Genomic DNA, 24,695 nt, shown 5'->3' on the forward strand with positions numbered 1-24,695 from the left:
GGGAGACGAGGGGCCGTGCCGCGCAGTCCGGAGCAGAACGAGGCCATGCGGGCCGCCACACGCGAGCGGATCCGGGGACCGGCGATGCGCCTCTTCGCGCGCCACGGGTACGCGACGGTGAACATGCGGAGGATCGCGGCCGAGGCGGGCATGAGCACCGGCCTGGTCTACCGGCACTTCGCCACCAAGGAGGAGCTGTACGGCGACCTGGTCGGAGAGGCCGCGGCCGGGCTGAACGCCACCGCCGCACGGCTGCGCGGCCCCGGCTCCCCCGCGGAGCTGCTGCGCGCCTTCTGCGAGGGGTTCCTGCGGGACCTGGCCGGCGACGCGGAGTTCGTGGACTTCTACCTGCTCATGAACCAGGCGTTCACCCACGGGACCGCCGGACACGGCGGACCGGAGAGGGCACCGCCCGCGGTCCGGGACCTGGTCGAGGGGAACACCGCGCTGCTCCGGGCGACGGTGGAGCTCATCGAGCGCGGCCGGGCGGAGGGCGGGTTCCGCCGCGGCCCGGCGGACGAGCTGGCGACCTGCTTCTTCGCCACCCTGGGCGGATTGGTGACGATGCGCTCCGCCGTGGGCGACGGGTTCGCCGTTCCGAGCGCCGCCGTGGTACTGGCCCCGCTGCTCGAGGAGGACGGACACCGATGAGAGGACGGACACCGATGACAGGTGGGGCGGAGAGGGCCGGGATGATCGAGGTGGTGCGCGCCGACGCGCTGGGCGAGACGCGCCGGCGGGAGGTCGCGCGGGTGTTCGTGGACGGGTTCGGGCCGGACCTGGCCGCCTTCTCGAAGGACCCGGAGGTCCTGGCCGACGCCATCGCGCACATGTTGGTGCCGGAGCGGTTCTACGTAGCCCTGGTCGACGGCGAGCCGGCGGGACTGGCCTCGCTCACCGTGGACGACGAGGAGTGCGTCGAACCCGACGCGAGGACCCTGCGGCGGCACCTGGGCGCGGTCCGGGGGACCATCGCCGACCGGGTGTTCCGCAGCCAGTTCCAGGGGGCCGTGCGGGAACCGCGGGAGGGCAAGGCCGAGATCGGGTTCGTGGCCTCGTCACTGCGGCACCGGGGGCGGGGGGCGGCCAAGGCGGTCCTGCTGCACCTGCTCGCCCTGCCCGGATACGACGAGTACGTGCTGGAGGACATCGCCGGGAACAACGAGGCCGCGCTGGGGCTCTACCGGCGGCTCGGGTTCCGGGAGTACCGGCGGCGCAGGGCCCCCTACGCCGGGTTCAGCGGCATCAAGGAATACGTGTCCATGCGCCTGGTGCAGGAGCACCCCGCCCAGCGGGACTGAGCCCCGGGCCCGGAGCGGCGCGCGGCCCGGGGGCCGCGCGCCGCGGGGTCAGTCCGTGCCGGACTCCATGGCGGCCTGGTCGAGGAGCAGCTCGTCCTCGGGGGCCTGGCCGCGGGAGGCGATCGTCTCGGCGCCGCCCTCGGGCATCGCGCCGATGAGGCCGGTGGAGGCGGCCTGGGCGGCGCCCACGACCGCGGCCTCGCCGGTGCCGACCATGCCGAGCCGGGCGTACTCCTCCAGCTTGGCGCGGGAGTCGGCGATGTCGAGGTTGCGCATGGTCAGCTGGCCGATCCGGTCGGTCGGGCCGAACGCGGAGTCCTCGGTGCGCTCCATGGACAGCTTGTCCGGGTGGTAGCTGAACGCCGGGCCGGTGGTGTCGAGGATCGAGTAGTCCTCGCCCCGGCGCAGGCGCAGGGTCACCTCGCCGGTGACGGCGGTGCCCACCCAGCGCTGGAGCGACTCGCGGAGCATGAGCGCCTGCGGCTCCAGCCAGCGGCCCTCGTACATGAGGCGGCCCAGGCGGCGGCCCTCGGTGTGGTACGCGGCGAGGGTGTCCTCGTTGTGGATCGCGTTGACCAGGCGCTCGTAGGCGGCGTGCAGCAGGGCCATGCCGGGCGCCTCGTAGATGCCGCGGCTCTTGGCCTCGATGATGCGGTTCTCGATCTGGTCGGACATGCCCAGGCCGTGGCGGCCGCCGATGGCGTTGGCCTCCAGGACCAGGTCGACGGCGGACGGGAAGGACTTGCCGTTGATGGTGACCGGGCGGCCCTGCTCGAAGCCGACGGTGACGTCCTCGGGGGCGATCTCCACCGCGGGGTCCCAGAAGCGGACGCCCATGATCGGGTCGACGATCTCGATGCCGGTGTCCAGGTGCTCCAGCGACTTGGCCTCGTGGGTGGCGCCCCAGATGTTGGCGTCGGTGGAGTAGGCCTTCTCGGTGCTGTCGCGGTAGGGGAGGTCCCGCTCCTGGAGCCACTCGGACATCTCCTTGCGGCCGCCGAGCTCGTTGACGAAGTCGGCGTCCAGCCAGGGCTTGTAGATGCGCAGGGCGGGGTTGGCCAGCAGGCCGTAGCGGTAGAACCGCTCGATGTCGTTGCCCTTGTAGGTGGAGCCGTCGCCCCAGATCTGCACGCCGTCCTCGAGCATGGCGCGCACCAGCAGGGTGCCGGTGACGGCGCGCCCCAGGGGGGTGGTGTTGAAGTAGGCGCGGCCGCCGGAGCGGATGTGGAAGGCACCGCAGGCCAGCGCCGCCAGGCCCTCCTCCACCAGGGCCTCACGTCCGTCGACGAGCCGGGCGATCTCGGCGCCGTAGTCGTGGGCGCGGCCGGGGACCGAGGCGATGTCGGGTTCGTCGTACTGGCCGATGTCGGCGGTGTAGGTGCACGGGACGGCGCCCTTCTCGCGCATCCACGCGACCGCCACCGAGGTGTCGAGCCCCCCGGAGAAGGCGATGCCGACACGTTCGCCGACGGGCAGAGAGGTGAGTACCTTGGACATGGCAATAAGTATGCATCACGATGAATGCACATGCAACGCGGGGCGCACTCCCCTCCTGTGAGCCTCGTCATCCCGCAGGCCCCGGCGCCGGGAGGGCCCCTCAGGGCGCGGAGAGGAAGCCGCGCAGGAGGGAGAACCAGGCGCCGGGGTCCTCCAGGTGGGCGTCGTGGGCGGTGTCGAGGTCGGCGCGGACGGTGGCGGGGCGCCGGGCGATCATCTCGTCCTTCTGCGCGTCGGAGAAGATGCCCAGGTCGGCGAAGACGGCGAGCGTGGGGGCCGCCACCCCCTCCCACTCGGCCCAGCGGGGCTCGTCGGCGGCGGCGACGACCGCCTCCATCACGTCGGCGTCGAACCGGGGGCGCAGCCCGTCGGGCCCCTCGGCCAGGTCGGCGACCCAGGCCCGGGAGAGCACGTCCGAACCGAGGAAGGCGCGGGCCGCCGCCCGGTCGGGGAACGGCAGCGGCCAGGAGGCGAAGAAGGCGCCGATCCGCGCCGCCCCCTCCGGGCCCTCGCCGCCTGCCGGGTGGCCCTCCAGCAGCACCAGCCGCTCGACGAGGTCGGGCCGGGCCGCGGCGGTGAGCAGGGCGGTGTGCGCGCCCATGGACTGGCCGACCAGCCGCACCGGCCCCCGGGCCACCCGTTCGGCGACCGCGACGGCGTCGGCGACGAAGGCCGAGCGCGAGACGTCGGCCGGACGGCGGGTGCTGCGGCCGTGGCCGCGCTGGTCGACCAGGATCACCCGGAAGTCCGGCGCCAGGGCGCGGGCGGTCGGCTCGAACTCGCGGACGCTCCCCGCCAGCCCGTGCAGGACGAGCACCGGCGGCCCGTCTCCCCCGCTGTCGAGGACGTACAGGTCGGCGCCGTCCCGGCTCAGAGTGGTGGCGCGCAGGGGGTCGGTCATGCACCCCAGTGTGGCGGACCGGGCGAGGCGCCACGAAGGGCGCACACGGAACATCCGGCACTCACGCACCAAAAACGCGTAGGTCTCTTGCGACACACCGGAAAATCATGAAGGTTTTCTACTGGGTGGGTCATCGTCGCGTACCGTCGTCGCCAGGACACGACCCGGAATCCGTCGGGCCCCACCCGCAGGAGAGCCCCCGGAAGGAGCCACGTTGGCGCACCCGTCCCGACCCACCTCCCCCGTCCCCCGATGCGGCGCGCTCCTGGCGGCGACCCTGGTCGCCGCCCTGCTGCCCGCGCTCCCCGCCGCCGCGCTGACCGCGCCCGCGACCGGCACCGGATCCGCCGAGTGCCGGGCCGACCCCCAGGCCGAGCCCAAGCGGCAGATGCGCGCCGAGTGGATCGCCGGGGTGCACAACATCGACTGGCCCAGCCGCACCGGGCTCACCCCCGAGCAGCAGCAGGCCGAGCTGACCGCCCTGTACGACCGCGCCGTCGACAACGGCCTGAACGCGGTGTTCGTGCAGATCCGGCCCACCGCCGACGCCTTCTGGCCCTCCCCCCACGAGCCCTGGTCGCAGTGGCTCACCGGGACCCAGGGCCGGGACCCCGGCTACGACCCCCTGGAGTTCGCCGTCGCGGAGGCGCACGCCCGGGGGCTGGAGTTCCACGGCTGGTTCAACCCCTATCGGGTGGCCATGCACGACGATCCCGACCGCCTGAGCGCCGACCACCCCGCCCGCCGCAACCCCGACTGGACCTTCGCCTACGGCGGGCGGCTCTACTACGACCCCGGCATCCCGGAGGTCCGGGAGTTCGTGATCGGGGCGATGATGCACGCCGTCGAGAACTACGACATGGACGGCGTGCACTTCGACGACTACTTCTACCCCTATCCGGTGTCCGGCCAGGAGATCCCCGACGCCGACACCTTCGCCGAGTACGGCGGCGACCACGACGACATCGACGACTGGCGGCGCGACAACGTCGACACCATGGTTCGGGAGATGGACGAGGCGGTGCACGCCGCCAAGCCGCACGTGAAGTTCGGCATCAGCCCGTTCGGCATCTGGCGCAACGCCTCCACCGACCCGGAGGGCTCGGCCACCAACGGCCTCCAGTCCTACGACGCCGTCTTCGCCGACAGCCGCCGGTGGGTCCGCGAGGGGTGGGTGGACTACATCAACCCGCAGATCTACTGGGAGATCGGCCTGCCGGTCGCGGACTACGCGGTGCTGGTGCCCTGGTGGGAGCAGGTCGTGGCGGGCACCGACGTGCACCTCTACGTGGGCCAGGCCGCCTACAAGGTCGGGAACGCGGGCGCCTGGTCGGACCCGCGGGAGCTGTCCCGGCACCTGGAGTTCAACCGGGACCACCCGGGGGTGCTGGGCGACGTGTACTTCAGCGCGAACTCGCTGGAGACCAACGCGGCGGAGGCGATGGCGATCGTCCGCGAGGAGCACTACCGCCACCCGGCGCTGGTGCCCCTGCACGAGGGCCTGCCCGGCCGGGCGCCGCAGGCGCCGCGGGTGGTCGGCGGTGCGCAGGGCGACGGGGTGGAGCTGTCCATCCGCCCGGGCCGGGGCGAGCGCCCTGCCTACTACGCGGTGTACGCGGTGGAGGGGCAGCCCGGCCGCGACCCCGACTGCGCCGTGTCCGACGCGCGCACCCTGCTCGGGACCGTGCCCGCCGGCGACGACGGCCGGGCGGTGTTCACCGCCGAGGGCGGCGGCCGCACCTACTACGCGACCGCGCTGGACCGGACCCACCGCGAGAGCGGTGTGAGCAACCCCCGGCACGTGCCCTAGGGAGCGCGTCCCCGCACGCCGACGCGAACGGGGCCCGGTGCGGCGCACCGGGCCCCGGCCCGTGTCCGGCCCCGCGGGTACCGGGGGCGGCCCCGGGCGGGATCAGGGGCGGCCCGCCCGGGTCCCGGCGGCGAGGACGACGGCGATGCCGGCCAGGGCGGCGAGCACCACCACCGTGTTCGGCGACAGGAACTCGGCGAGCGCCCCCGCCAGTGCGAACCCCGCCCCCTGGAAGATCATCAGCCCCGCGGTCACGAGCGTCATGACCTGGCCGCGCTCGTGCTCGGGGACCGCCGCCACCAGCAGCCGGTCCACGCCGAGCGCGTATCCGTACCCCGCCCCGGACAGCACGAGCAGGGCGAGCAGCACCACCGGCCCCGGGTGCAGGCCCAGGCCGAGCAGCGGCAGGAAGGCGAGCAGCCCGAGCGGGACGATGGCCCGCACCCGCTGGGCGTCGGTCAGCAGGGTACCGGCCAGGAAGGTGCCCGCGATCATGCCGACCGGGGTGGCCGACAGCAGCATCGCGACCAGGGCGGGCCCGCCGCCCAGGGCGTCGGCCAGCGGCGCGGCCAGTGCCTCGGCGGCCACGCCCAGCACCGGCGGGAACCAGGTCAGGGCCAGCAGGACGCGCAGGCGCGGGGAGCGCAGGACCTCGCGGACGCCGCGCAGCGAATCGGCCACCGGGGAGGACGGCGCGGCCTCCGGGGAGCGGCGGGGCCCGAAGGCGGGGAGTCCGAGGCGCAGCAGCAGGCAGGACGCCAGCAGCAGCCCCGCGCCCGCGAGCAGTGCCGGGGTGGGCGAGAGTACCGCGAACAGCACACCGCCGAACGCGAACCCGCAGATCTGCGCGAGCTGCGCCGCCATCCGCAGCAGGGACCGGCCCAGCGCGAACCCCTCCGGAGGCAGCACGTCGGCCACCGTCGCCGCCTTGGTCCCCTGGTAGAGCGGGGCGATCGCGCCCATCGCGAACATCAGCAGCAGCATCACCGCGATGGGCGTCCCCGGCACCGCCATGCCGACCACGAGCAGAGCGGTCGCCCCCTGGGTCAGGACCATGAGCCCGCGGGCGGGGACCCGGTCGGTGAGCGCCGACAGCAGGGTCGCGCCCAGCAGGTGGGGCAGGAAGCCCATGGCGAAGGCCAGCGCCGACAGCAGCGGCGAGCCGGTGCGCGTGTACACGGTGAGGGACAGTGTCATCTGCGCGGCGACCTGGCCCAGGATCGCCAGCACCTCGGCCAGGAACAGGACGCGGAACTCGGGGACGGCCAGGACCCGCAGGTATCCGGTGCGCGCGGCGGCGCGCGGCTCGGTCGGGGATGTCATGCCCCCAGGTTCGGACCCGCCCGGGGTAGCCTCAAACGATTCGGCGGTGACCGAAACGACGACGCGCACGGGAGGCGCCGGTGGCCGGACGGCTGGTGTTCAGCCATGACGACCTGCTGCGCTGCCGCTTCGCGGTCTCCCCGCTGTGGGAGGCCACGGCGGCGGTGCGGCTGCTCGGCGAGCCGCACCGGGGCGCGCTGCGCCGGCTGTGGCCCGCGGCGATCCGCGAGCGCAACGGCACCGACCTGGGCCTGGACCCGCTGCCGCTGCTGTCGCCGCGCCCCGGGTACACGCCCGACTTCCTGACCCCTCCCCCGCCGAGGCCGTCCGCGGACCTGGAGGACGAACTGGAGGCGCTGCTCACCACCCCGCCCGAGCAGGTGGCGGTGGAGCTGCGGCAGTGCCTGCTGGACCCGCGCCGGGCGCTGCCGGAGTCGGTGACCGGGCCGCTGCTGGCCGATCCGGAGGCGACCCTGGAGCGGATCGTCCGGGCGGTGCGCCGGGCGTGGGAGGCGCTGGTGGCACCGCACTGGCCGCGGGCCCGGGCGCTGCTGGAGGCCGACGTGTCGCTGCGCGCCCGCACCGTCGCCGAGGGCGGGCTGCGGGAGGTGATCGCCGCCGTCGCCCCCGACGCCCGGTGGCGGGGACGGGTGCTGCACCTGCCCGACCCGGCCCAGGGCGAGCGCACGCTGGACGGCCGGGGCCTGGTGCTGATGCCCAGCGTGTTCATGTGGCCGGAGACGGTGGCCAAGACCGAGGAGCCCTGGCAGCCGACGCTGTTCTACCCCGTGCACGGGGTGGGGCGGCTGTGGGAGGCCGAGCCCCCGGCGCCGACCGGGGACGCCCTGGCCCGGCTGCTGGGCGGGACCCGCGCGCGCCTGCTGACGGTGCTCGCCGAACCCTCGACGACCACGGTGCTGGCCCGTGCGCACGGGTGGAGTCCGGCCACCGTTTCGGAGCACCTGTCGGTGCTGCGCGCGGCAGGGCTGGTGCGGTCGTGGCGGGTGGGGCGGCGGATGTTCTACACGCGGACGCCGGCGGGCGACACCCTGGTCCGGGCGGGCGGCCCCGCCGGCCGCACCCCCGGCGCGGACCCGGGAGAGGCCAGGGTTTAGGGTAGGCGAGCCTTATCTGCTTGTGAACGGAGTCCCGTGTCTCCCCTGCTCAGTAACCCGCGCGCCCGAGCGCGCGCGCTGTCGTCCGCCGCCGCCCTGGCCGCCCTGACCCTGCTCAGCGCCTGCGGCAACGCCGCGGACGGCGCCTCCGACGGCCAGGACGCCGACGGCTCCGGCGGCGGGGTCGCCGCCGAGGCGGGCGCCTTCCCGGTCACCATCGAGCACGAGTTCGGCGAGACCACCGTCACCGAGGCGCCCGAGCGCATCGTCACCCTGGGCGTCACCGACGCCGACGCCGTGCTGGCCCTGGGCGCGGTCCCCGTCGGCCACACCGGCTACCCGTTCTTCGAGAACGGGCTGGGGCCCTGGACCGACGACCTGGTGGGCGACGCGGAGACGACCCTGCTGGAGTCGGAGGCCGAGCCCAACTTCGAGCAGATCGCCGCTCTGGAGCCCGACCTCATCATCGGCGTCTCCTCCGGGTTCGACGAGGCCGCCTACGAGAACCTGTCGCAGATCGCCCCCGTGCTCGCGCGCCCCGCCGGGACCGCGGCCTACGCCGTCCCGCGCGAGGACGCCACCGCGTCCATCGCCGCCGCGATGGGCGTCCCGGAGAAGGGCGAGCAGCTCAACGCCGAGACCGACGCCCTGCTGGAGGAGGTCCGCGCCGAGCACCCGGAGTTCGCGGAGATGACCGGCGGGGTCGTGCTGCCCTACGACGGGAAGTTCGGCGCGTACCTGCCCGGCGACGCCCGCGGCCAGTTCCTGGTGTCGCTGGGCTTCCGGATCCCCGAGGAGATCACCGAGCGGGACACCGGCGAGAGCTTCTTCGTGGAGGTGCCCGCCGAGAACGTCGAGTGGCTCGACGGCGACGTGCTGCTGGTCCTGAGCGACGACGAGGACTACGACGTGGTCGAGGCCGCGCCGGTCTTCGCCGACCTGGACGTGGTGCGCGAGGACGCGGTGGTCGTGGCCACCATCGAGCAGCGCGGCGCCATCACCTACAACTCGGTGCTGTCGATCCCCTACGCGGTGGACACCCTGGTCCCCCGCATCGCGGACGCCCTGGCCTGAGACCGGGCCGCTCCCGGCGGCGCCCCGCTCCGCGGCGGGGCGCCGCCGGCGTTCCCGGGGCCGGCGGGAGCCCCGGACGGCTTGACCTCGACCCGGGTTGAGGTTGTGGAATTCTCCCGGGCGCGCCCGTGCCCGGCGAGGAGGGGAACGTGGAGACGACGAGCGCGGCGGACCGCGGGGCGGCGGCGTGACCGCCGAGGCCGGGACGCCCGGACGGGCGCGGCTGTGGGCGCCTCCCCACCGTCCCGTGGTGGCCGGGGTGTTCGGGCTGATGACCTTCATCGCCTTCGAGGCCTTCGCCGTCACCACCGTGATGCCGGTCGTCGCACGGAGCCTGCACGCGGAGCAGTGGTACTCGCTGGCGTTCGCCGCGACCGCCACCACCGGGCTCATCGGCATGACCGTCGGCGGCCGCTGGGCCGACCTGCGCGGGGTGCGCCGCCCGCTGGTCGCGGGCGCGGCGATGTTCCTCGTGGGCATCGCGCTGTGCGCGGCCGCCCCCGGCATGCCGGTCTTCGTCCTCGGCCGCCTGCTCCAGGGCGTGGGCGGCGGCATCGACTCGGTCGTGCTGTACGTGGTCATCGCCCGGTTCGTCCCCGAGGACCTGCGCCCGCGCATGTTCGGGCTGCTGACCGCGGCCTGGCTGCTGCCGTCGATCGTGGGGCCGCTGGTCACCGGCGCGCTGGTGGAGCTGATGCACTGGCGGCTGGTGTTCGCCCTGGTGCTGGCCGGGTCCGCGCTCTCGCTGGCGGTGCTGCTGAAGGCGACCCGCTCGGCCCCGCGCCCGGACACCGCGGGGTCCCCGGTGGGCCGCCGGGGCCTGTGGGCGGTGGTCGCGGCCGCCGCGGTGCTGGGCCTGCACCTGGCCGGGCAGCAGCAGATGCCCTGGCTCGTGGTGGGTACGGCGGTGGGCGCGGTCGCCGCGGCGGTCGCCGCCGCGCGCCTGCTGCCCGCGGGGACGCTGCGGGCGCGGGCGGGCATCCCCCGGCTGGTCGCCTTCCGGGGCGTGCTCGGGGCGGCCAACGCCGCCACCGACATCTACCTGCCGCTGTACCTCCAGCACCGGCTGGACTTCAGCCCCGTGGCGTCGGGCGCGGTGGTGGCGATCGGGGCGTTCGGCTGGGCGCTGGGCGCCTGGATCCAGGGGCGCTCGGGTGCTCCGGCCGGTTCGCCCGCCTCGCTGCGCACGGCGGCGCTGCTGGCGCTGTGCGGGCCGGTGGCGGCGCTGGGCCTGGTGACCGGGGTGCTGCCGCTCTGGGCGACCGTGCTCGGCTGCGTGCTGATGGGGACGGGCATGGGCCTGGCCTACCCGCAGGTGAGCTCGCTGGTGCTCGCGCTGTCGCCGGTCGGGGAGCAGGGGGGCAACAGCTCGGCGCTGCAGGTGGCGGAGTCGCTGGGCGTCTCGCTGCTGATCGCGGTGACCGGCGCCGTGCTCGCCGCGTCCGCCCTGACCGGGTACGGGCCCGTGTACGGGGTGGTCGCCGGGACCGCCCTGCTGGCCGTCGCGCTGACCATGGCCTTCACCCCGCCGCCACCGGGTCACTGATCGCGTGTCAGCGGGGCGGCCATGGCCGAGAACAGCTCCTCGATCCGCGCGGGTCCTGCATCGGTCAGCGCCGGGGACCCCACGACCGAGCGCATGACCCCCAGCCCCAGCAGGAGGGCGCCGAGCATCTCGGCGCGCAGCGCGGCGTCGTCCCCCGGCAGCCGTTCGGCGAACCCGGCGAGGTGCTCGTCGCAGATCCGGACGCGCAGCTGCTCGCGCACGTCGGCCCGGCCGGAGGAACGGAGCATCGCCACCAGGGGGTGCTCGCCGGCGGGGCCGCGGTCGGCCAGGACCACCTCGCGCAGCAGGTCGGCGGCGATCTCCCCGGCCGGGCGGTCCGGTCCTCCGTGCGGTACGTCGGGGACCTCGGGCCGCATCGCCTGCGCGTAGAGCTCGCGCTTGGAGCCGAAGTAGCGGAAGACCAGCGCGGCGTCGACGCCCGCGTCCGCGGCGATCTCCCGGACGCCGACGCCGTCGAAGCCGTGCCGGGAGAAACGCAGGCGCGCGGCGTCGAGCAGGGCCGCGCGGGTGGCCGCCTTGTCGCGGCGCCGTCGTGTGGTCATGCGTGTCAGCATAAGTCATCAAGCGTTGACTTAATACCCGGCTCCGCCTAGCCTTTGTCATCAACTGATGACTTGATCGGACGGGGAAACGGTATGCGGGTGTACGCCATCACCGGAGGGACCAACGGGATGGGCCGGGCCCTGGGCCTGCTGCTGGCCCGCCGCGGGGACCGGGTCCTGGCCCTGGCCAGCGGGGAGGCGGGCGGGCGAGCGCTCCTCGAACAGGCCCGGGAGGCGGGGGCGGGCGACCGGGTCGACTTCCTGCGCGCCGACCTGAGCACCGTCGCCGGGATGAACGCGGCGCTGGCGGGTGTACGCGAGCGCACCGACCGGCTCGACGGGCTCGTCTTCGGCGCCCAGCGGTTCCGCCCCGTCCGCGAGGAGACCGCCGACGGCCTGGAGTCCACCTTCGCCCTGGCCTACCTGAGCCGGTCCGTGCTCGGCCACGGGCTGGTCGACCTGCTCGAACGCGGGGAGGCGCCGGTGATCCTCAACATCGCCGGCCCCGGCGGGCTGCCGGGGCGCGTGCACTGGGACGACCTCCAGCTCACCCGGGGGTACACCGGGATGCGCGCGGCCATGCAGGGTTCGCGCTGCAACGACCTGCTGGGGGCGGACTTCCCCGCCCGCCACCCGGGGGCGCGCACCCGGTACGTCCTCTACAACCCCGGGTTCGTGCGCACCGGCATGGCCGACCCGCTGCCCGCGCCGCAACGGCTGCTCACCCGGGCGCTGGCCCGGGTCCTGGCGAGATCCCCGGAGGCGGCGGCCGCGGACCTGGCCCGGCTGCTGGACGCGCCCCCGGCCGAGCCGGTCTCCGCGTTCCGCCGGAACACCCGGCTGGACCTGTCCGGCCCCGCCTTCGACCCCGGAGCGGCCGCCGGGCTGTACGCCCTCACCCGGGCGCTGCCGGTGGACGGCGGCCCCCCGGAGCGGGGACGGCGCGTGTGACCGCCGCCACCGACGCGCTCCATCCCTTGGGACACAGGGCCTGCCGCTTCGCCCAGACGGCACTCGTGCCCCTTACCCGTGGCTTACAGTGCGGGGGTAGGGCGCCCGGGTAAGGGTCAGAGAACCGAGAAGGAGCGTGTCGATGTTCGACAGTGTCGTGGAGTGGTTCAAGGGCATGTTCGGCGGGGCGGCCGAGGAGGCCGTCCAGGGGGTCACGGACACCGTCCAGGGGTACGGGGAGACCGCCCAGGGGTTCGGTGAGACCGCGCAGGGCTACGGCGAGGCGGCGCAGGGCCTCGGCGAGACCGCGCAGGGGTACGGCGAGGCCGCCCAGGGGTACGGGGAGGAGCTCCTCGGCGGGGCCGCCGAGACCGCCCAGGGCTACGGGGAAGCCGCCCAGGGCTACGGCGAGGAGGTCCTCGGCGGGGCCGCCGAGACCGCCCAGGGCTACGGCGAGGCCGCGTTCGGCGAGGCGGGCGAGGCCGTCCAGGGCTTCCAGGACCAGGCCGACGCCGTCGGCGGGTTCGTGGAGGACCCGGGCGGCGCCGTCACCGACGCCGCCCGTGACCGCCTCATGGGCGAGGGCGGCTGACGACGTCCTGCCCGGCACCCCCGCCGGGCAGGGCGCGTCCCGCTATCCCCGTCCGGAACGCTCCGGACCGCCTCGCGCGGCCCGGGCGGGCCCTGGGGCGTACCGGGCGCGCACCGCCGCCGCGGCCAGCGCGAGCAGGGCCGCCGCGCACAGCCACGCGAAGACGTCCCCCACGCGCGCGTACACCGTGGGGACCCCCTCCCGGGGGACGTCGGCCACCAGGAGCTGCCGATCGGTGGTGTAGTAGTCCACCGTCGCCAGGGTCCGCCCCAGCGGGTCCACCGCGTTGGCCCGGCCCCGGCTCGCCTGGCGGACCAGCGACACCCCGTTCTCCACCGCGCGGAACACCGCGTTGCGCGCGTGCATCTCCTTGATCCCCTCCCAGGTGTTGGCGCCCACGAGCAGGATGTCCGCCCCCGCCGCGCCCGCCTGCCGGACCGTGCCCGGGAAGTCCCCGTCGTAGCAGATGACCGTGGCCAGCCGCCCCGCTGGCGTGTCCGCCACGGGCACCCGGCCGTCGCCGGGCTCGTACGGCTCCAGGATCGGGATCGGGTGGCTCTTGTCATAGGTCCACAGCACGGTCCCGGCGGGGTCGACGAGGACCATCTGGTTGCGCAGGTGCGGCGCCTCCTCGGTGTAGACCGACATCCCGGCGTTCACGTACACGCCGTGCCGGCGGGCGACCCGGGCGATGTCCTCCACCAACAGGTCGCGGTCGGACTCCATGGTGAAGGCCGCCGACTCCGCCCAGACCACGACCTCGGCGCCCGCCTCGGCCTCGCGTCCGGTGGCGGCGAGCAGGTCGTCGTTGACGGCGGCGAAGCGTTCGCGCATCTCGGCGCGGTCGGCGGCGAGCAGGGCCTCCAGGGAGTCGTACTCGTGGAAGGTCGGCCGGAGCTCCTCCCAGGCGGCCTGGGAGGCGCTGACCCCGGCGACGCGCACCGTGTCGTCGGGGAGCGGGGAGAACACCAGGCGCACCCCGCCCAGCGCGGTGACCAGGACGACCGCCGAGACGGCGGCGACCAAGGCGTTCCGGGAGGACCGGTCGGCCGCTCCGCGCTCCCACAGCAGGGCGGCGGCCGAGGCGGTCCACGCGATCAGGAGGCTCACCCCGTACACCCCGGTCAGTGAGGACACCTGGATCAGCGCCGTGTTCTCGGCCTGGGTGGCGCCCAGGACCCCCTGGATCGTGCCGAAGGGCGTGACCGAGGCGACCGCGAACTCCACCGTGACCACGGCGACCGGGAAGACCGCGCTCGCCCACCGGCCGACGCGGCGGTACAGGAGCCGGTCGAGGGTGTAGGGGACGGCGTGGACCAGGGCCAGGACGAGGGCGATCGGGAGGAAGGGCGGGGACAGCAGGTCGGCCAGGGCCAGCCAGACCGTCGTGGAGACGGCGGTGGAGGCCAGGGCGACGCCGAACGCGGCGAGGGGGCCGAACGAGCGGATGGAGCGGAGCAGCAGGACGGGGTAGAGCCAGGCGAGCAGGGCGATGTCCCAGGCCGCCTGCATGGCGAAGACGGACAGGAGGGTCCCGGCCGCCCACAGGATCGCGCGGCGCACGGATGCGGAGTCCACGGATCTCCTTTCGGATCGGGTCTTCGGTTCGGATGGTGCGGTGCGGCCCGGCCGGGGCTCCGCAAACGCTACGCCGCGCGCTCCCCCGTTCCCATGGGGGATCCCGCCCGGTCTCTACGGGATGCCGCGGCCCGAACTGCGGAGTCCCGCAGTACCGGTGCGGCCCCGGGGGCGGCTACCGTCCTAGGGCGTGCTCCGCGGACACCCCCTGCGGCCCGGTGCCCGCGCCGGGGAGGGCCCCGGGCACATCCGCGGGGCGAGGACCGACGAGGAGGAGGACCCATGGGCGGCGAGGACCGGTCGGCGCGCGTCTGGGCGCGGGCCGTGGCGGGCACCGCCCTGGGCGCGGCGTCCGCGGTGGTGGAGGCCGCGGCGCTGGTGCCGCTGCTCGTCCTGCTGCCGCTGGCCGCCGCCCGGCCCGGGCGGCGGTGGCTGCACCGGCTGCTGCGGCCGTTGGAGCGGGTCGAACGGTGGCGCCTGGCCTCCCTGTTCGGGATCGAGATCGTGGGCGAGCCCGGGCCGCTGCGCGTGTCGGCGTACCTGGCGGTGCGCTGCCCGGTGGGGCTGTTCGGCGGGCTGGTGCTGGGGTTCTTCCTGCCGTCGGGGGTCTACCTGGCGTTCTCCCCCCTGGCGGTGCTGGACGGCAATCCGGTGGCGGTCGTCCCGTTCGGGCTGGCCCTGGTGTACTTGAGCGTGCAGGGGATCGTGGGGCTGGTGGGCACCGAGCGCTGGCTCGCGCGCCGGCTGCTGGGTCCCAGCCGCCAGGACCTGCTCCGGGAGCGGGTCGCCGAGCTCACCGCGTCCCGGGCCGGGGTGGTCACCGCCGTGGACCGGGAGCGCCGCCGGATCGAGCGCGACCTGCACGACGGCCTCCAGCAGCGGCTGGTCCTGGTGGGCATGGCCCTGGGCCGGGCCCGGCGCGACCCCGGTTCCGCGCGCGGCCGGGAACTGGTGGAACAGGCCCACCGGGAGATGGGCAACGCGATCCGCGACCTCAAGGAGGTCGCCTGGCGGGTGTACCCGGCGGTGCTGGCCGAGTCCGGGCTCGCCGCTGCGCTGGACGGGCTGGCCGCCCGGTCGGAGCTGCCGATCCGGGTGTCCTGCCGGGTTCCGGCGGAGATCCCGCCGGCGGTGGAGACCGCGGCCTACTTCGTGGTGGCCGAGGCGGTCACCAACACGGTCAAGCACGCCGGGGCGACCCGGGTGGACGTGCACGTCGAGAGTGAGGGGAACGCGTTGGTGGTCCGGGTGAGCGATGACGGGGCGGGCGGGGCCGACCCGTCGGGGACGGGGCTGTCCGGCCTGGCGGGCCGGGTGGGCGCGCTGGACGGGAGCCTGGCCGTGGACAGTCCGGTCGGCGGGCCGACGACCGTGACGGCGGTGCTGCCGTGCGGGTGATCGTGGCCGAGGACTCCGCGCTGCTGCGCGAGGGCCTGGTGCGGCTGCTGGAGGACGAGGGCCACCGGGTGATCGCCTCCGTCGGGGACGCCGAGGCGCTGCTCGCGGCGGTCGCCGAGGAGGAGCCCGACGTGGTCGTGGCGGACGTGCGCATGCCGCCGACGCACACCGACGAGGGCCTGCGGGCGGCGGTGCGGCTGCGCCGGGAGCGCCCGGGGATCGGGGTGCTGGTGCTGTCCCAGTACGTGGAGCGGCGGTACGCGACCCGGCTGTTCACCGAGAACACCGGCGGGGTCGGCTACCTGCTCAAGGACCGGGTGATGGAGGTGGACGGCTTCCTCGACGCGCTGGAGCGGGTGGGCGGGGGCGGGGCGTCCTTCGACCCCGAGGTCGTCCGGCAGCTGCTGGCCGGCGGCGAGGGGGGCGGGCTGACCGAGCGGGAGCGCGCGGTGCTGGAGCTGATGGCGCAGGGGCACACCAACCCGGCGATCGCCGAGCGGCTGTTCGTCTCGGTGAGCGCGGTGGAGAAGCACGCCAACGCGATCTTCGAGAAGTTCGGGCTGGCCGCGACGCCGGGGTACAACCGCCGTGTGCTGGCGATCCTGCGCCACCTGGGCGCCTGACGGCGGCCCGCCGGGTGTTCCGGGACCCGGCGGGCCGCCCGCCCCGGGCGGGGGCGCTCCGGCCGAGGGGATCAGCCGAAGTCCACGTCACTGCACAGGTAGTACACCTGGTCCTGGTGGGAGGCCTTCCAGATCGTGTAGACGATGTGGTGGCCGGTGTACCCCGAGGTGCTGACGTCGATCAGGTAGTCGTTGCCGGGCGGGTACTGGCCGGTCTGCTCGACCAGTTCCAGGTCGTCCCAGCCGGGGGCCTGCGTGGTCGGGTCGAAGCCCTGGCGGGTGACGTACACCTGGAAGTAGTCCGCCCCGTGCGACGCCTGGTCGTACAGGTGGATGGTGAAGTCGTCCTCCACCGGGGTGGTCTTCCAGGCGCCGGGCGTGTCGAGGGAGTCGTAGCGGCCGCCCTCGGTGTTGCCGCCGCTGCACAGGGTGCCGTCGGGCACCTGGCCGCGGTGGTCTCCGCCGACGTTGTCGCGGTACAGCCCGTTCCAGTTCCACATGGCGTTGGGGTTGTCCTGCCACGCCTGCCAGCACATGGGGTCTTCCTGCGCCATGTCGGGGTTGAGGTGGTCGTCGCCCCAGCGCTCGAAGCAGCCGTAGTTGCGGGAGGCGGGGTCGACCACGGAACCGTGCGCGGAGGCGGGCGCGGCCGTGGCGGTGAGGGCGAGCAGGGGCAGTGCCGCCAGCGTCAGGGCCCGGGCCGCCAGGGGGAGGCGGGGGCGGGCGGTGGTCGTTGCGGTGTTCTCGTTCATTGCGTCTCCGTCGGTCTCGGCCGGGTGGCCGCACGACGGGGAGCGCTCCCACGCCGATTGTTACCCCCCGGATCCGCCCCGAAACACAGCGCTCCCGAAATTCCCTCGCCGCCGGGCGCCGGCCGGGGTTAGGGTGCCGGGACGACATCCCGAGGGAAGGGGCCGCATGAACGAGCACTCCGGACGACGAGCCCTCCGCACCGCCGCGGCCGGGGAGCCGACCCGCCGCTGACGGCCCCTGGGCCGCGACCGGCGCCCCCGTCCGGGGCGCGCCGGCGGTTCGCGGTGGCCGGTGTCCCCGGACACGGCCGGGCGGAAGGCACATGCGTGTCCTCTTCCCTCCGTGTCCCGGGAGTCCCCGTGTCATCGTTGTTCCCGTTCCGCCGCACGCGCGCCGGACGCCCTCCCCTGGGCCGCGACTTCACCCTCCTGTGGTGGGCGTCGGCCCTGACCAACCTCGGCGACGGCGCGCTGCTGGCCGCCGGCCCCCTGCTCGTCGCCTCCGTGGCGCCCTCCCCCCTGGCCGTGGCGGGCGCCGCGGCCGTGCAGACCGCGCCGCACCTGCTGTTCTCCCCGTTCGCCGGCGCCCTGGTCGACCGGCTCCCCCGGCGGTCGGTACTGGTCGCCGCCGACCCGGCCCGGGGCGCGGTGCTCGCGCTGCTGGCCCTGGCCGTGCTGACCGGCGGGGCCCACCTGTGGGCGGTGTACGCCGCAGTGTTCGCCCTCGGCGTGGGCGAGACCCTGGCCGACACCGCCTACGGGGCCCTGGTCCCCTCGGTGGTCCCCAAGGAGCTGCTGGGCAGGGCCAACGCCCGGCTGGCGCTGACGTTCTCGCTCAACAACCAGCTGCTGGGGCCGCCGCTGGGCGCGGCGCTGTTCGCCGTGCTGTGGGCGCTGCCGTTCGGGTTCGACGCCCTCGCCTACGCCGTGGCCGGGCTGGTCGTGCTGCGCCTGTCGGTGCGGCCGCGGGCCCCGGAGCCCGAACGCCGCAACGGCGGCGGCCTGTGGGCCGACACACTCCAAGGCCTGGTGTTCGTCGGCGGCGTCCCGGTGCTGCGCACGCTGACCGGCTGCATCCTCGTCATGAACCTGACCGGGGTGGGCGCGTTCTCGATCTGGGTGCTCTACGCCCGCGAGCACCTGGGGCTGTCGGAGGCCGGGTTCGGCCTGTTCATCGCGGCCGGCGCGGTCGGCGGGGTGGTGGGCTCGCGGGTGTACGGGTTCTGGGAGCCCCGGGTGGGGCGTGCGTTCCTGCTGCGCTGGGGGCTGGTGCTGGAGGCGGCGACCTACGCGGCGCTGGCCCTGGTCGCGAGCCCGTGGGCGGCCGGGGCGGTCATGGCCCTGTTCGGCGTGCACGCGGTGGTGTGGGGGACGGCCGCGGTGACCGTGCGGCAGTCGGTCACACCCGACGGCCTGCTGGGCCGGGCGGCCGGGGTGTACCGGTGGGCCGATCTGGGCGGGGCGGCGCTGGGCGCGGTGCTCGGCGGGGTGCTGGCCCAGGCGCTGGGGCTGCTGGCGCCGTTCTGGGTGGCGGCGGCCGCGGTGGGCGTGCTGGCGGCGGTGGCCTGGCGGCCCCTGGGTGCGGCCGACGCGGAGCCGGCGACGGGGAATTCGGGACGGCGTTCCTGAAATAAGTCGTTCATATGGTGTTTACATATCACCATTGGCGGGTTACTTTTCTGGCACGCCGCCGGAACCCTCCGGGCACCGGCGCGGAAGGCCCGGCGGCGTGCCATTGTCCGTCCTTTCACCAACCCGCTCACGGCACGATTGGGAGCGCTCCCGAACCCCCGATCGCACCCCTTCCCTTCCCTTTCCCCTTTCACCCCGGAGACCGTTCTCCGGCTCCGCAGGACGCCCGCCTCCTCGCCGGGGCGGGCGTCCGTTCCGTCCGGTCCTGGGATGATGGGTGCCATCCGAGGTGGAAGGGGCGAACGTGGCGAACCCGGTGGAGACCGACACCGTCGTCGTCGGTCTGGGAGCGATGGGCGCCCAGACCCTGTGGAGGCTGGCCCGGCAGGGGGTCGACGCCGTCGGGATCGAGCGGTTCGCCCCCGGCCACGACCGCGGCTCCAGCCACGGCGAGTCCCGCATCATCCGCACCGCCTACCTGGAGGGCGAGGAGTACGTCCCGTTCGTGCGGGCCGCCTGGCGGGCCTGGGCCGAACTGGAGGAGGCCTCCGGGGAGCGGCTCGTCCACCGCACCGGGGCGCTCATGCTGGGCGCCCCCGACAGCGCGGCGGTGGCCGGCTCGCTGGCCGCGGCCGTCCGGCACGGGCTCGCCGTGGAACACCTGACCGGCGCCGTCCTGGCCGAACGCTTCCCCCAGCACGCGGTGCGCCCCGGTGAGGAGGGCGTCTTCGAGGAGGAGGGCGGCGCCGTCCTGCCCGAGGCGGCGATCCTGGCCGCGGTGCGGCTGGCCCGCGCCCACGGGGCCCGCGTGATGACCGGCACCGCCGTCACCCGGATCGAGCCCGACCCCGACCGCCCCCGCGTGTTCGCCGGCGACACCGAGATCCGCGCCCGGCGGGTGGTGGTGACCGCCGGGGCGTGGCTGCCGACCCTGCTGCCCTCCCTGGCCGGGCTCGGCGGCGGTATCCGGGTGGAGCGCCGGGTGCTGGGCTGGTTCCGGCTCACCGGGGACGCCCCGCCGCACGCCGCGGGCCCGGTCTTCGCCCGCGACGAGCCCGACGGCACCCTCTGGTACGGCTTCCCGAGCCTGGACGGGCGCACCGTGAAGATCGGCGTGCACGCCGAGGCCCCCGGCGCCCCGCGCCGTCCCGGGGCCCAGTGGGGCGAGCCCGTCGACCCCGACGCGGGGCCGCGCGCCCCCGACGCGGACGACGCCCGCCGTCTCGGCGAACTCACCGCCGGGCTGCGCGGTGTCGAACCGCTGCCCGAGCGCATGGCGGCGTGCATGTACACGATGACCTCCGACGAGCACTTCGTCATCGGCCGCCACCGCGACCTGCCCGGCCTGGTGGTCGCCGGGGGGTTCTCCGGACACGGGTACAAGTTCGCCTCAGCCGTGGGCACGGCCCTGGCCGACCTGGCGCGGGACGGTGCGACCGCGGTGCCGGTCTCCATGTTCGACCCGCACCGCTGGGACACCGGGCGGCCGTGACCCGCGGGAGGGGGCCGTGCGATCATCTCCCCCAGCGCGGCGCGAGCGCACCCTCCCCGTCCCACCCCCGGAAGGACCCCCGAATGCAGAACACCACCCGGCGGACCGCGCTCGTCACCGGCGCCTCCTCCGGCATCGGCCGTGCCGTCGCCGCCGACCTGGTCCGGCGCGGCTACCGCGTGTACGGGACGAGCCGCAGGCCCGAGGCGGTCGCCGACCCCGTGGCCGGGGTGGAGTACCTGGCGCTGGACCTGACCGACGCGGACTCCATCGCGGCCTGCGCCGCGGCGGCCGGGGACGTGGACGTGCTGGTCAACAACGCGGGCGAGAGCCAGAGCGGGCCGCTGGAGGAGCTGCCCATGGACGCCCTGGAGCGGCTGTTCCGCCTCAACGTGTTCGGTGCGGTGCGGCTCACCCAGCTGCTGCTGCCGGGGATGCGCGCCCGCCGGTACGGGCGGGTGGTCATGGTCGGGTCGATGCTGGCCAGCTTCCCGCTGGCGCACCGGTCCTCGTACGTGGCGTCCAAGGCCGCGATCAAGGGGTTCGCGGACGCGCTGCGCCGCGAGGTCTCCCCGTACGGGATCGGGGTGGCCACCGTGGAGCCCGGTTCCATCAACACCGGCATCAGCGAGCGGCGCACCCAGTACCTGCGCGAGGGCTCCCCCTACACCGGCGACTACCGCACCATGCTGGCCGCGCTCAACGCCAACGAGGCGGCGGGCATCCCCGCGGAGACGGTGTCCCGCACCATCCTGCGGGCGGTCGAGGACGCCCGGCCGCGGCCGCTGTACGCGGTGGGCAGCAACGCGCCGCTGGTGTTCGCGCTGCGGCGGCTGATGCCGCGCTCGGTGGTGCTGGGCATGGTCGCCCGCAGACACGGCCTGCGGTGAGCCGGGCGCCCGCCCGGGGCGCCGCGCCGTGCCGCCGCTCCGGGGGACCGCGCGACCTCTCCGGAGAACGGTAAGCGGGTTGAAAGCGGGACGCCGGAGAATCGGCTGCGACGCAGGGCGCGAGGCGGCAGGCGACCACGAGAACGCCACAGGACGGAACCACGACCCGTACGCTCCGCCGGAGGGCCGGCCCCTCCGGCGGTGACCGGCCCCCTCACGACCCGAGCCGTCGCCGCCACCAGTCGGGGATGTGCTCGAAGGCGCGGGGGAAGCAGCGGAAGTCCAGAACGTAGTGCCCGTCGTGGGTCCTGCGCCCGAAGCCCGGCTCGGAGTCGCGGTCGTAGGAGAAGGAGTACGTCCCGTCCGGCTCCACGGTGACATCGGCGCGGAACCACGTGCCTGTTCCGGGTTCGTACATGCCGCGGCGCAGTCGCGCCAGGGGCGCGGAAACACGGGCGGGAACAGTGAGCCGGTGGGCGCCCCCGGCCACGGCGTGCACCCCGACGCGTCCGCCCAGCAGCACCGCGAACCCCCGGACGCCGGCGCCCGCGGCCCCCTCGGCGAAGGCGGCGGCGACCTGCGCCTCCAGCGCCTCGCGCTCCCCGGGGGCCAGGGGGAGCCAGGCCCCGCCCGGGGCGGTCTCCAGTCCGTCGGGCAGGTCGTGCCTCCGGCGCCGGCCGTCGAGGGGGTGGCGCCAGGCCGGGGCGCGCCGCTCCCGGTCCCGCAAGAACGTGCTCCCCGCCGCCTGCGCACTCGCGGGTTCCCAGCCGCGGCCGTCGGCGGGGAACCAGGAGGGCCAGTGGTCGTACGCCCGGAGCACGCCGACCCCGGTGGGGGCGACCTCCAGGCGCAGGAAGCACCAGCCGCCGTGCTCGGGGTGGAGTTCAGCCTCGTAGAGGGCGTTGAGCAGGGTCATGGGCTCGGTGAGCGGCGAGCGCCGGGCCAGGGGCTCGGGGCCGCTTTCGGCGAAGCCCCAGTTCCGGCCGATCCGCTCGTGGAGGAGGACGGCGGTGCCGCCGGGCGCGTTCGCGCGCGTCCAGGCGACCAGGGCGTCCAGAGCGGGCGAGGGCCCGGGGGCCGGACGGCCGGGGATCTCCGCACAGCGGCGCAGGTCGTCGCCCAGCCGCAGGGAGACCATCGCCTCGAAGTCCTCCAGCAGGCGTGTCCGGACCGGGGCCGCGGAACCCGCGGGGAGGGCGGGAGGGGTGCTCCCGGGGGTCAGTCCGAGCCGGGCGGCCGTGGCCAGGGCCGTCGGGGCGTCGAGCCCGCCGCGGTACCCGGGGCAACGGGCGTACAGGGCCAGGGCGCGCTCGACCACCTCCCCGGTGATTCCGGCGGTCCGGGCCCGGGACGACAGGTCGGCGACCAGGGCGTCCGGTTCCGGGGCGGGGCCCGCGGGGAGCCCGAGCCCGGCCGCGATCCTCTCCCGGACGGCCGCGTCGTCGGCCAGGTCCCCGAGCAGGCGGGACAGGCCGTCGTCCTCCACCCGGTCGTCGTAGGCGGCCCGGTCCCAGGCGGCGCCGTCCCACCAGTAGGCGAGGCCCGGCGGGCGTTCGGCCTCGTTGTCGGCCAGCCAGGCCCAGGGCAGCCAGTCGGGGGCGCCGTCCAGCGGGTCCACGCCCATGTAGAGGTGCTCGTCGCAGGAGCGTTCCGTGCCCGTGAGAACGGCTCGGCCGCCCGCCACCGGGACCAGCTCCCAGCGGCTTCCGCCGTGGTCGTCGAAGCGGATGACTCCGTCCTCGGCCGCGGTGTACCGCGTGCCCGGCGACAGGGCCGCCAGCAGGGCGGCGCGCGCCCACAGGTCGGGCAGCGGGGGCAGGTCCCCGGCGCGGCCGGGACGGTGGAAGGCCATGGAGATCCTCGGTGGTCCGGGGTGCAGGGGCGTCGGCCAACGTACACCGGCGGGGGCGGCGCGGGGGCGGGGGCGGATGGCCGTAGGTTGGGCGTACAGATCGCCGACAACCGTGGAGGTGCCGCGTGAGCGTCGTCAAGTTCAACGTCCTGACCGTCCCGGAGGGTGCCGGGGCCACGCTGGAGGAGCGGTTCGCCGACCGCGCGGGCCTGGTGGAGGGCCAGCCCGGGTTCGAGGAGTTCCAGCTGCTGCGCCCGGTGGAGGGCACCGACAAGTACCTGGTGTACACCCGGTGGCGGTCCCAGGAGGACTTCGAGAACTGGCTGAAGAGCCGGGAGTTCCGGCAGGGGCACGCCCAGGCCGCCGCCGACGCGGGCCGCACCGGGCACGGCCACGGGCACGGGCACGGGCACGGCGGTCCCGCCGCGACCGGCAGCGAACTGTGGGGCTTCGAGGTGATCCAGCGCGTCTCGGCGAAGGACGAGGGGTGACGGGGGCCGGGGCGTGACCGACCCCGGGTGCCCGCCCCGCGCGGGCACCTCCCCCGCCGACCACCTGGCGGCGGCGCGCGGCTCCCGTGATCCCGCCGAGCTGCGCCGCCTGGCGGCCACGCCCCACCCGTTCGTGTGGCAGGCCCTCGCGGAGAACCCGCGCACACCGGCGGACACACTGGCGCTGCTGACACACGCCCGGTCGGACGAGTGGAACGACCACCGTCTGCTGCGCCTGTTGGCCGAGCACCCCGGGGCCGACGGCGAGGTGCTCGGCGCCGTCCTGCGGGCCGTCGCCGCATCCCTGACAGCGGGTGCCCGGCCCTACGGCGCCGCGCTCGCCCTCGCCGGGAACCCCCGGGCGGACCCGGGTGAGGTCGCGGCGCTCGGAGCCCTGCGCGGGGCCTCCGCACGGTTGCGGCGGGGGCTGCGCGAACGGCTCGCGGTCAGGGGCTCCGCGGGGCCCGGGCCTCGATGAGGAAGCGGGTCGTGGTGGCGGTGAAGGAGCCCTCGCGTTCGATGTGGTCGTGCATGGCGCGCAGCCGGTCGAGGTACTTCTCCACCGTGAAGTCCGGGACCATCCACACGACCTTGCGCAGGAAGTAGACCACCGCGCCGACGTCGAAGAACTCGGTGTGCAGCTCCTCCAGCCGCAGGTCCACCACCTCCAGCCCCGCCGCCTCGGCGGCGCGGCCGGCGTGGTCGGGGCTGCGGTTCGCCCGGACCTCCTCCGGCTGGGGGCCGAGGAAGAACTCCACCACCTCGAACACGCTCGCCGGGCCGACCTCCTGGGACAGGTAGGTGCCGCCCGGGGCGAGCACCCGGGCGATCTCGGGCCAGTTGGCGGCCACCGGGTGGCGGGAGACCACCAGGTCGAAGGCGTCGTCCCCGAACGGCAGGGGATCGGTGTCGGCCGCGGCGACCACCACCGCGCCCAGGGGGTGCAGCAGCCGGGTGGCCCGGGCGACGTTGGGCGGCCACCCCTCGGTGGCGACCGTCAGCGGCGGCCTGCGCGGGACGCCCGCCAGGAGCTCCCCTCCCCCGGTCTGCACGTCCAGGGCGGCGCTCGCCCGCGCCATGCGTTCGGCCACCAGGCGGTGGTAGCCCCAGGAGGGGCGCTGCTCGGTGGCGCGGCCGTCCAGCCAGGAGAAGTCCCACCCGGCCACGGGTGCGTCGGCGGCCTCGGCCACCAGGTCGTCGAAGGTGCTCATGGAGGCATGTTCACATCCGGGACCGTCCGCGGCCAGCCGGTTTTCCGCGGGCGGCGGCATGTCATCCGGTGATGGGGCCACCCCGCCGCGGGTGCGTCGGAGC

23 protein-coding genes are annotated in these 24,695 nt (G+C 75.3%); 15 read left to right on the forward strand and 8 right to left on the reverse strand.

Features of this window, described 5'->3' with window-relative positions:
• Positions 1-15: 15 nt before the first annotated feature.
• Complete coding sequence (locus ABZ249_RS14290; protein WP_355262078.1) at positions 16-651, forward strand: helix-turn-helix domain-containing protein; 636 nt, start codon at positions 16-18, stop codon at positions 649-651.
• A gap of 14 nt (positions 652-665) precedes the next feature.
• Complete coding sequence (locus ABZ249_RS14295; protein WP_220559476.1) at positions 666-1,301, forward strand: GNAT family N-acetyltransferase; 636 nt, start codon at positions 666-668, stop codon at positions 1,299-1,301.
• Positions 1,302-1,349: 48 nt separating this feature from the next.
• Here the strand turns inward: ABZ249_RS14295 and argG are convergent, their stop codons facing one another.
• Together argG and ABZ249_RS14305 are read right to left on the reverse strand one after the other, a co-directional pair.
• Positions 1,350-2,798, reverse strand: coding sequence for an argininosuccinate synthase (argG, locus tag ABZ249_RS14300; protein ID WP_355262082.1), 1,449 nt, complete (start codon positions 2,796-2,798; stop codon positions 1,350-1,352).
• A 100-nt stretch (positions 2,799-2,898) separates the two neighbouring features.
• Positions 2,899-3,699, reverse strand: a complete 801-nt coding sequence (locus ABZ249_RS14305; protein WP_355262085.1) for an alpha/beta hydrolase — start codon at positions 3,697-3,699, stop codon at positions 2,899-2,901.
• Between the two features lie 214 nt (positions 3,700-3,913).
• On the opposite strand from ABZ249_RS14305, the gene ABZ249_RS14310 reads away from it, so the two are divergent.
• Positions 3,914-5,509, forward strand: a complete 1,596-nt coding sequence (locus tag ABZ249_RS14310; protein WP_355262088.1) for a family 10 glycosylhydrolase — start codon at positions 3,914-3,916, stop codon at positions 5,507-5,509.
• 102 nt (positions 5,510-5,611) lie between these two features.
• On the opposite strand, the gene ABZ249_RS14315 is transcribed toward ABZ249_RS14310, so the two are convergent.
• Positions 5,612-6,832, reverse strand: coding sequence for an MFS transporter (locus ABZ249_RS14315; RefSeq protein ID WP_355262091.1), 1,221 nt, complete (start codon positions 6,830-6,832; stop codon positions 5,612-5,614).
• An 80-nt stretch (positions 6,833-6,912) separates the two neighbouring features.
• Between ABZ249_RS14315 and ABZ249_RS14320 the strand changes: the two genes are divergently transcribed.
• The 3 genes from ABZ249_RS14320 to ABZ249_RS14330 all read left to right on the forward strand — a co-directional run bounded on the left by ABZ249_RS14320 (position 6,913) and on the right by ABZ249_RS14330 (position 10,567).
• A complete protein-coding gene (locus tag ABZ249_RS14320; protein WP_355262093.1) occupies positions 6,913-7,947 on the forward strand; it encodes a DUF5937 family protein in 1,035 nt (344 codons plus the stop codon).
• Positions 7,948-7,983: 36 nt separating this feature from the next.
• Positions 7,984-9,021 (forward strand): iron-siderophore ABC transporter substrate-binding protein, encoded by a 1,038-nt coding sequence (locus ABZ249_RS14325; RefSeq protein WP_255646365.1) that lies wholly within the window; start codon positions 7,984-7,986, stop codon positions 9,019-9,021.
• A gap of 187 nt (positions 9,022-9,208) precedes the next feature.
• A complete protein-coding gene (locus tag ABZ249_RS14330; RefSeq protein WP_355262097.1) occupies positions 9,209-10,567 on the forward strand; it encodes an MFS transporter in 1,359 nt (452 codons plus the stop codon).
• Here ABZ249_RS14330 and ABZ249_RS14335 read toward each other — a convergent pair.
• Positions 10,561-11,130 carry a TetR family transcriptional regulator gene (locus ABZ249_RS14335; RefSeq protein WP_355262100.1) on the reverse strand — a complete coding sequence of 190 codons (570 nt, stop codon included), beginning with the start codon at positions 11,128-11,130 and terminating at the stop codon, positions 10,561-10,563. The genes ABZ249_RS14330 and ABZ249_RS14335 overlap by 7 nt on opposite strands.
• Positions 11,131-11,223: 93 nt before the next feature.
• On the opposite strand from ABZ249_RS14335, the gene ABZ249_RS14340 reads away from it, so the two are divergent.
• Positions 11,224-12,081, forward strand: coding sequence for an SDR family NAD(P)-dependent oxidoreductase (locus ABZ249_RS14340; protein WP_355262103.1), 858 nt, complete (start codon positions 11,224-11,226; stop codon positions 12,079-12,081).
• 142 nt (positions 12,082-12,223) lie between these two features.
• Positions 12,224-12,673 carry a hypothetical protein gene (locus ABZ249_RS14345; protein WP_355262106.1) on the forward strand — a complete coding sequence of 150 codons (450 nt, stop codon included), beginning with the start codon at positions 12,224-12,226 and terminating at the stop codon, positions 12,671-12,673.
• Between the two features lie 42 nt (positions 12,674-12,715).
• On the opposite strand, the gene ABZ249_RS14350 is transcribed toward ABZ249_RS14345, so the two are convergent.
• A complete protein-coding gene (locus ABZ249_RS14350) occupies positions 12,716-14,251 on the reverse strand; it encodes a nitrilase-related carbon-nitrogen hydrolase (RefSeq protein ID WP_355262109.1) in 1,536 nt (511 codons plus the stop codon).
• 282 nt (positions 14,252-14,533) lie between these two features.
• Between ABZ249_RS14350 and ABZ249_RS14355 the strand changes: the two genes are divergently transcribed.
• Together ABZ249_RS14355 and ABZ249_RS14360 are read left to right on the forward strand one after the other, a co-directional pair.
• Positions 14,534-15,649 (forward strand): histidine kinase, encoded by a 1,116-nt coding sequence (locus ABZ249_RS14355; RefSeq protein ID WP_355262112.1) that lies wholly within the window; start codon positions 14,534-14,536, stop codon positions 15,647-15,649.
• On the forward strand, positions 15,640-16,272 hold the full coding sequence (locus ABZ249_RS14360; RefSeq protein ID WP_355262115.1) for a response regulator transcription factor: 633 nt from the start codon (positions 15,640-15,642) through the stop codon (positions 16,270-16,272). The genes ABZ249_RS14355 and ABZ249_RS14360 overlap by 10 nt, the downstream gene beginning before the upstream one ends.
• 71 nt (positions 16,273-16,343) lie before the next feature.
• On the opposite strand, the gene ABZ249_RS14365 is transcribed toward ABZ249_RS14360, so the two are convergent.
• On the reverse strand, positions 16,344-17,024 hold the full coding sequence (locus tag ABZ249_RS14365) for a lytic polysaccharide monooxygenase auxiliary activity family 9 protein (protein WP_355262118.1): 681 nt from the start codon (positions 17,022-17,024) through the stop codon (positions 16,344-16,346).
• Between the two features lie 360 nt (positions 17,025-17,384).
• On the opposite strand from ABZ249_RS14365, the gene ABZ249_RS14370 reads away from it, so the two are divergent.
• The 3 genes from ABZ249_RS14370 to ABZ249_RS14380 all read left to right on the forward strand — a co-directional run bounded on the left by ABZ249_RS14370 (position 17,385) and on the right by ABZ249_RS14380 (position 21,038).
• On the forward strand, positions 17,385-18,653 hold the full coding sequence (locus ABZ249_RS14370; RefSeq protein WP_355262121.1) for an MFS transporter: 1,269 nt from the start codon (positions 17,385-17,387) through the stop codon (positions 18,651-18,653).
• A gap of 307 nt (positions 18,654-18,960) precedes the next feature.
• The gene (solA, locus tag ABZ249_RS14375) at positions 18,961-20,148 is read left to right on the forward strand and encodes an N-methyl-L-tryptophan oxidase (RefSeq protein WP_355262125.1); all 1,188 of its coding nucleotides are present in this window, start codon (positions 18,961-18,963) and stop codon (positions 20,146-20,148) included.
• Positions 20,149-20,231: 83 nt separating this feature from the next.
• Complete coding sequence (locus tag ABZ249_RS14380) at positions 20,232-21,038, forward strand: SDR family NAD(P)-dependent oxidoreductase (protein ID WP_355262128.1); 807 nt, start codon at positions 20,232-20,234, stop codon at positions 21,036-21,038.
• 214 nt (positions 21,039-21,252) lie between these two features.
• On the opposite strand, the gene ABZ249_RS14385 is transcribed toward ABZ249_RS14380, so the two are convergent.
• Complete coding sequence (locus tag ABZ249_RS14385) at positions 21,253-22,890, reverse strand: hypothetical protein (RefSeq protein WP_355262131.1); 1,638 nt, start codon at positions 22,888-22,890, stop codon at positions 21,253-21,255.
• A 125-nt stretch (positions 22,891-23,015) separates the two neighbouring features.
• Between ABZ249_RS14385 and ABZ249_RS14390 the strand changes: the two genes are divergently transcribed.
• Positions 23,016-23,381 (forward strand): antibiotic biosynthesis monooxygenase, encoded by a 366-nt coding sequence (locus tag ABZ249_RS14390; protein ID WP_355262134.1) that lies wholly within the window; start codon positions 23,016-23,018, stop codon positions 23,379-23,381.
• Between the two features lie 13 nt (positions 23,382-23,394).
• Positions 23,395-23,859, forward strand: a complete 465-nt coding sequence (locus tag ABZ249_RS14395; RefSeq protein ID WP_355262137.1) for a hypothetical protein — start codon at positions 23,395-23,397, stop codon at positions 23,857-23,859.
• Here the strand turns inward: ABZ249_RS14395 and ABZ249_RS14400 are convergent.
• Positions 23,828-24,592 (reverse strand): methyltransferase domain-containing protein, encoded by a 765-nt coding sequence (locus ABZ249_RS14400; RefSeq protein WP_355262140.1) that lies wholly within the window; start codon positions 24,590-24,592, stop codon positions 23,828-23,830. The genes ABZ249_RS14395 and ABZ249_RS14400 overlap by 32 nt on opposite strands.
• Between the last annotated feature and the right edge of the window lie 103 nt (positions 24,593-24,695).

This window comes from Nocardiopsis sp. NPDC006139, assembly GCF_040614155.1.
Taxonomy (GTDB): Bacteria; Actinomycetota; Actinomycetes; order Streptosporangiales; family Streptosporangiaceae; genus Nocardiopsis; species Nocardiopsis changdeensis.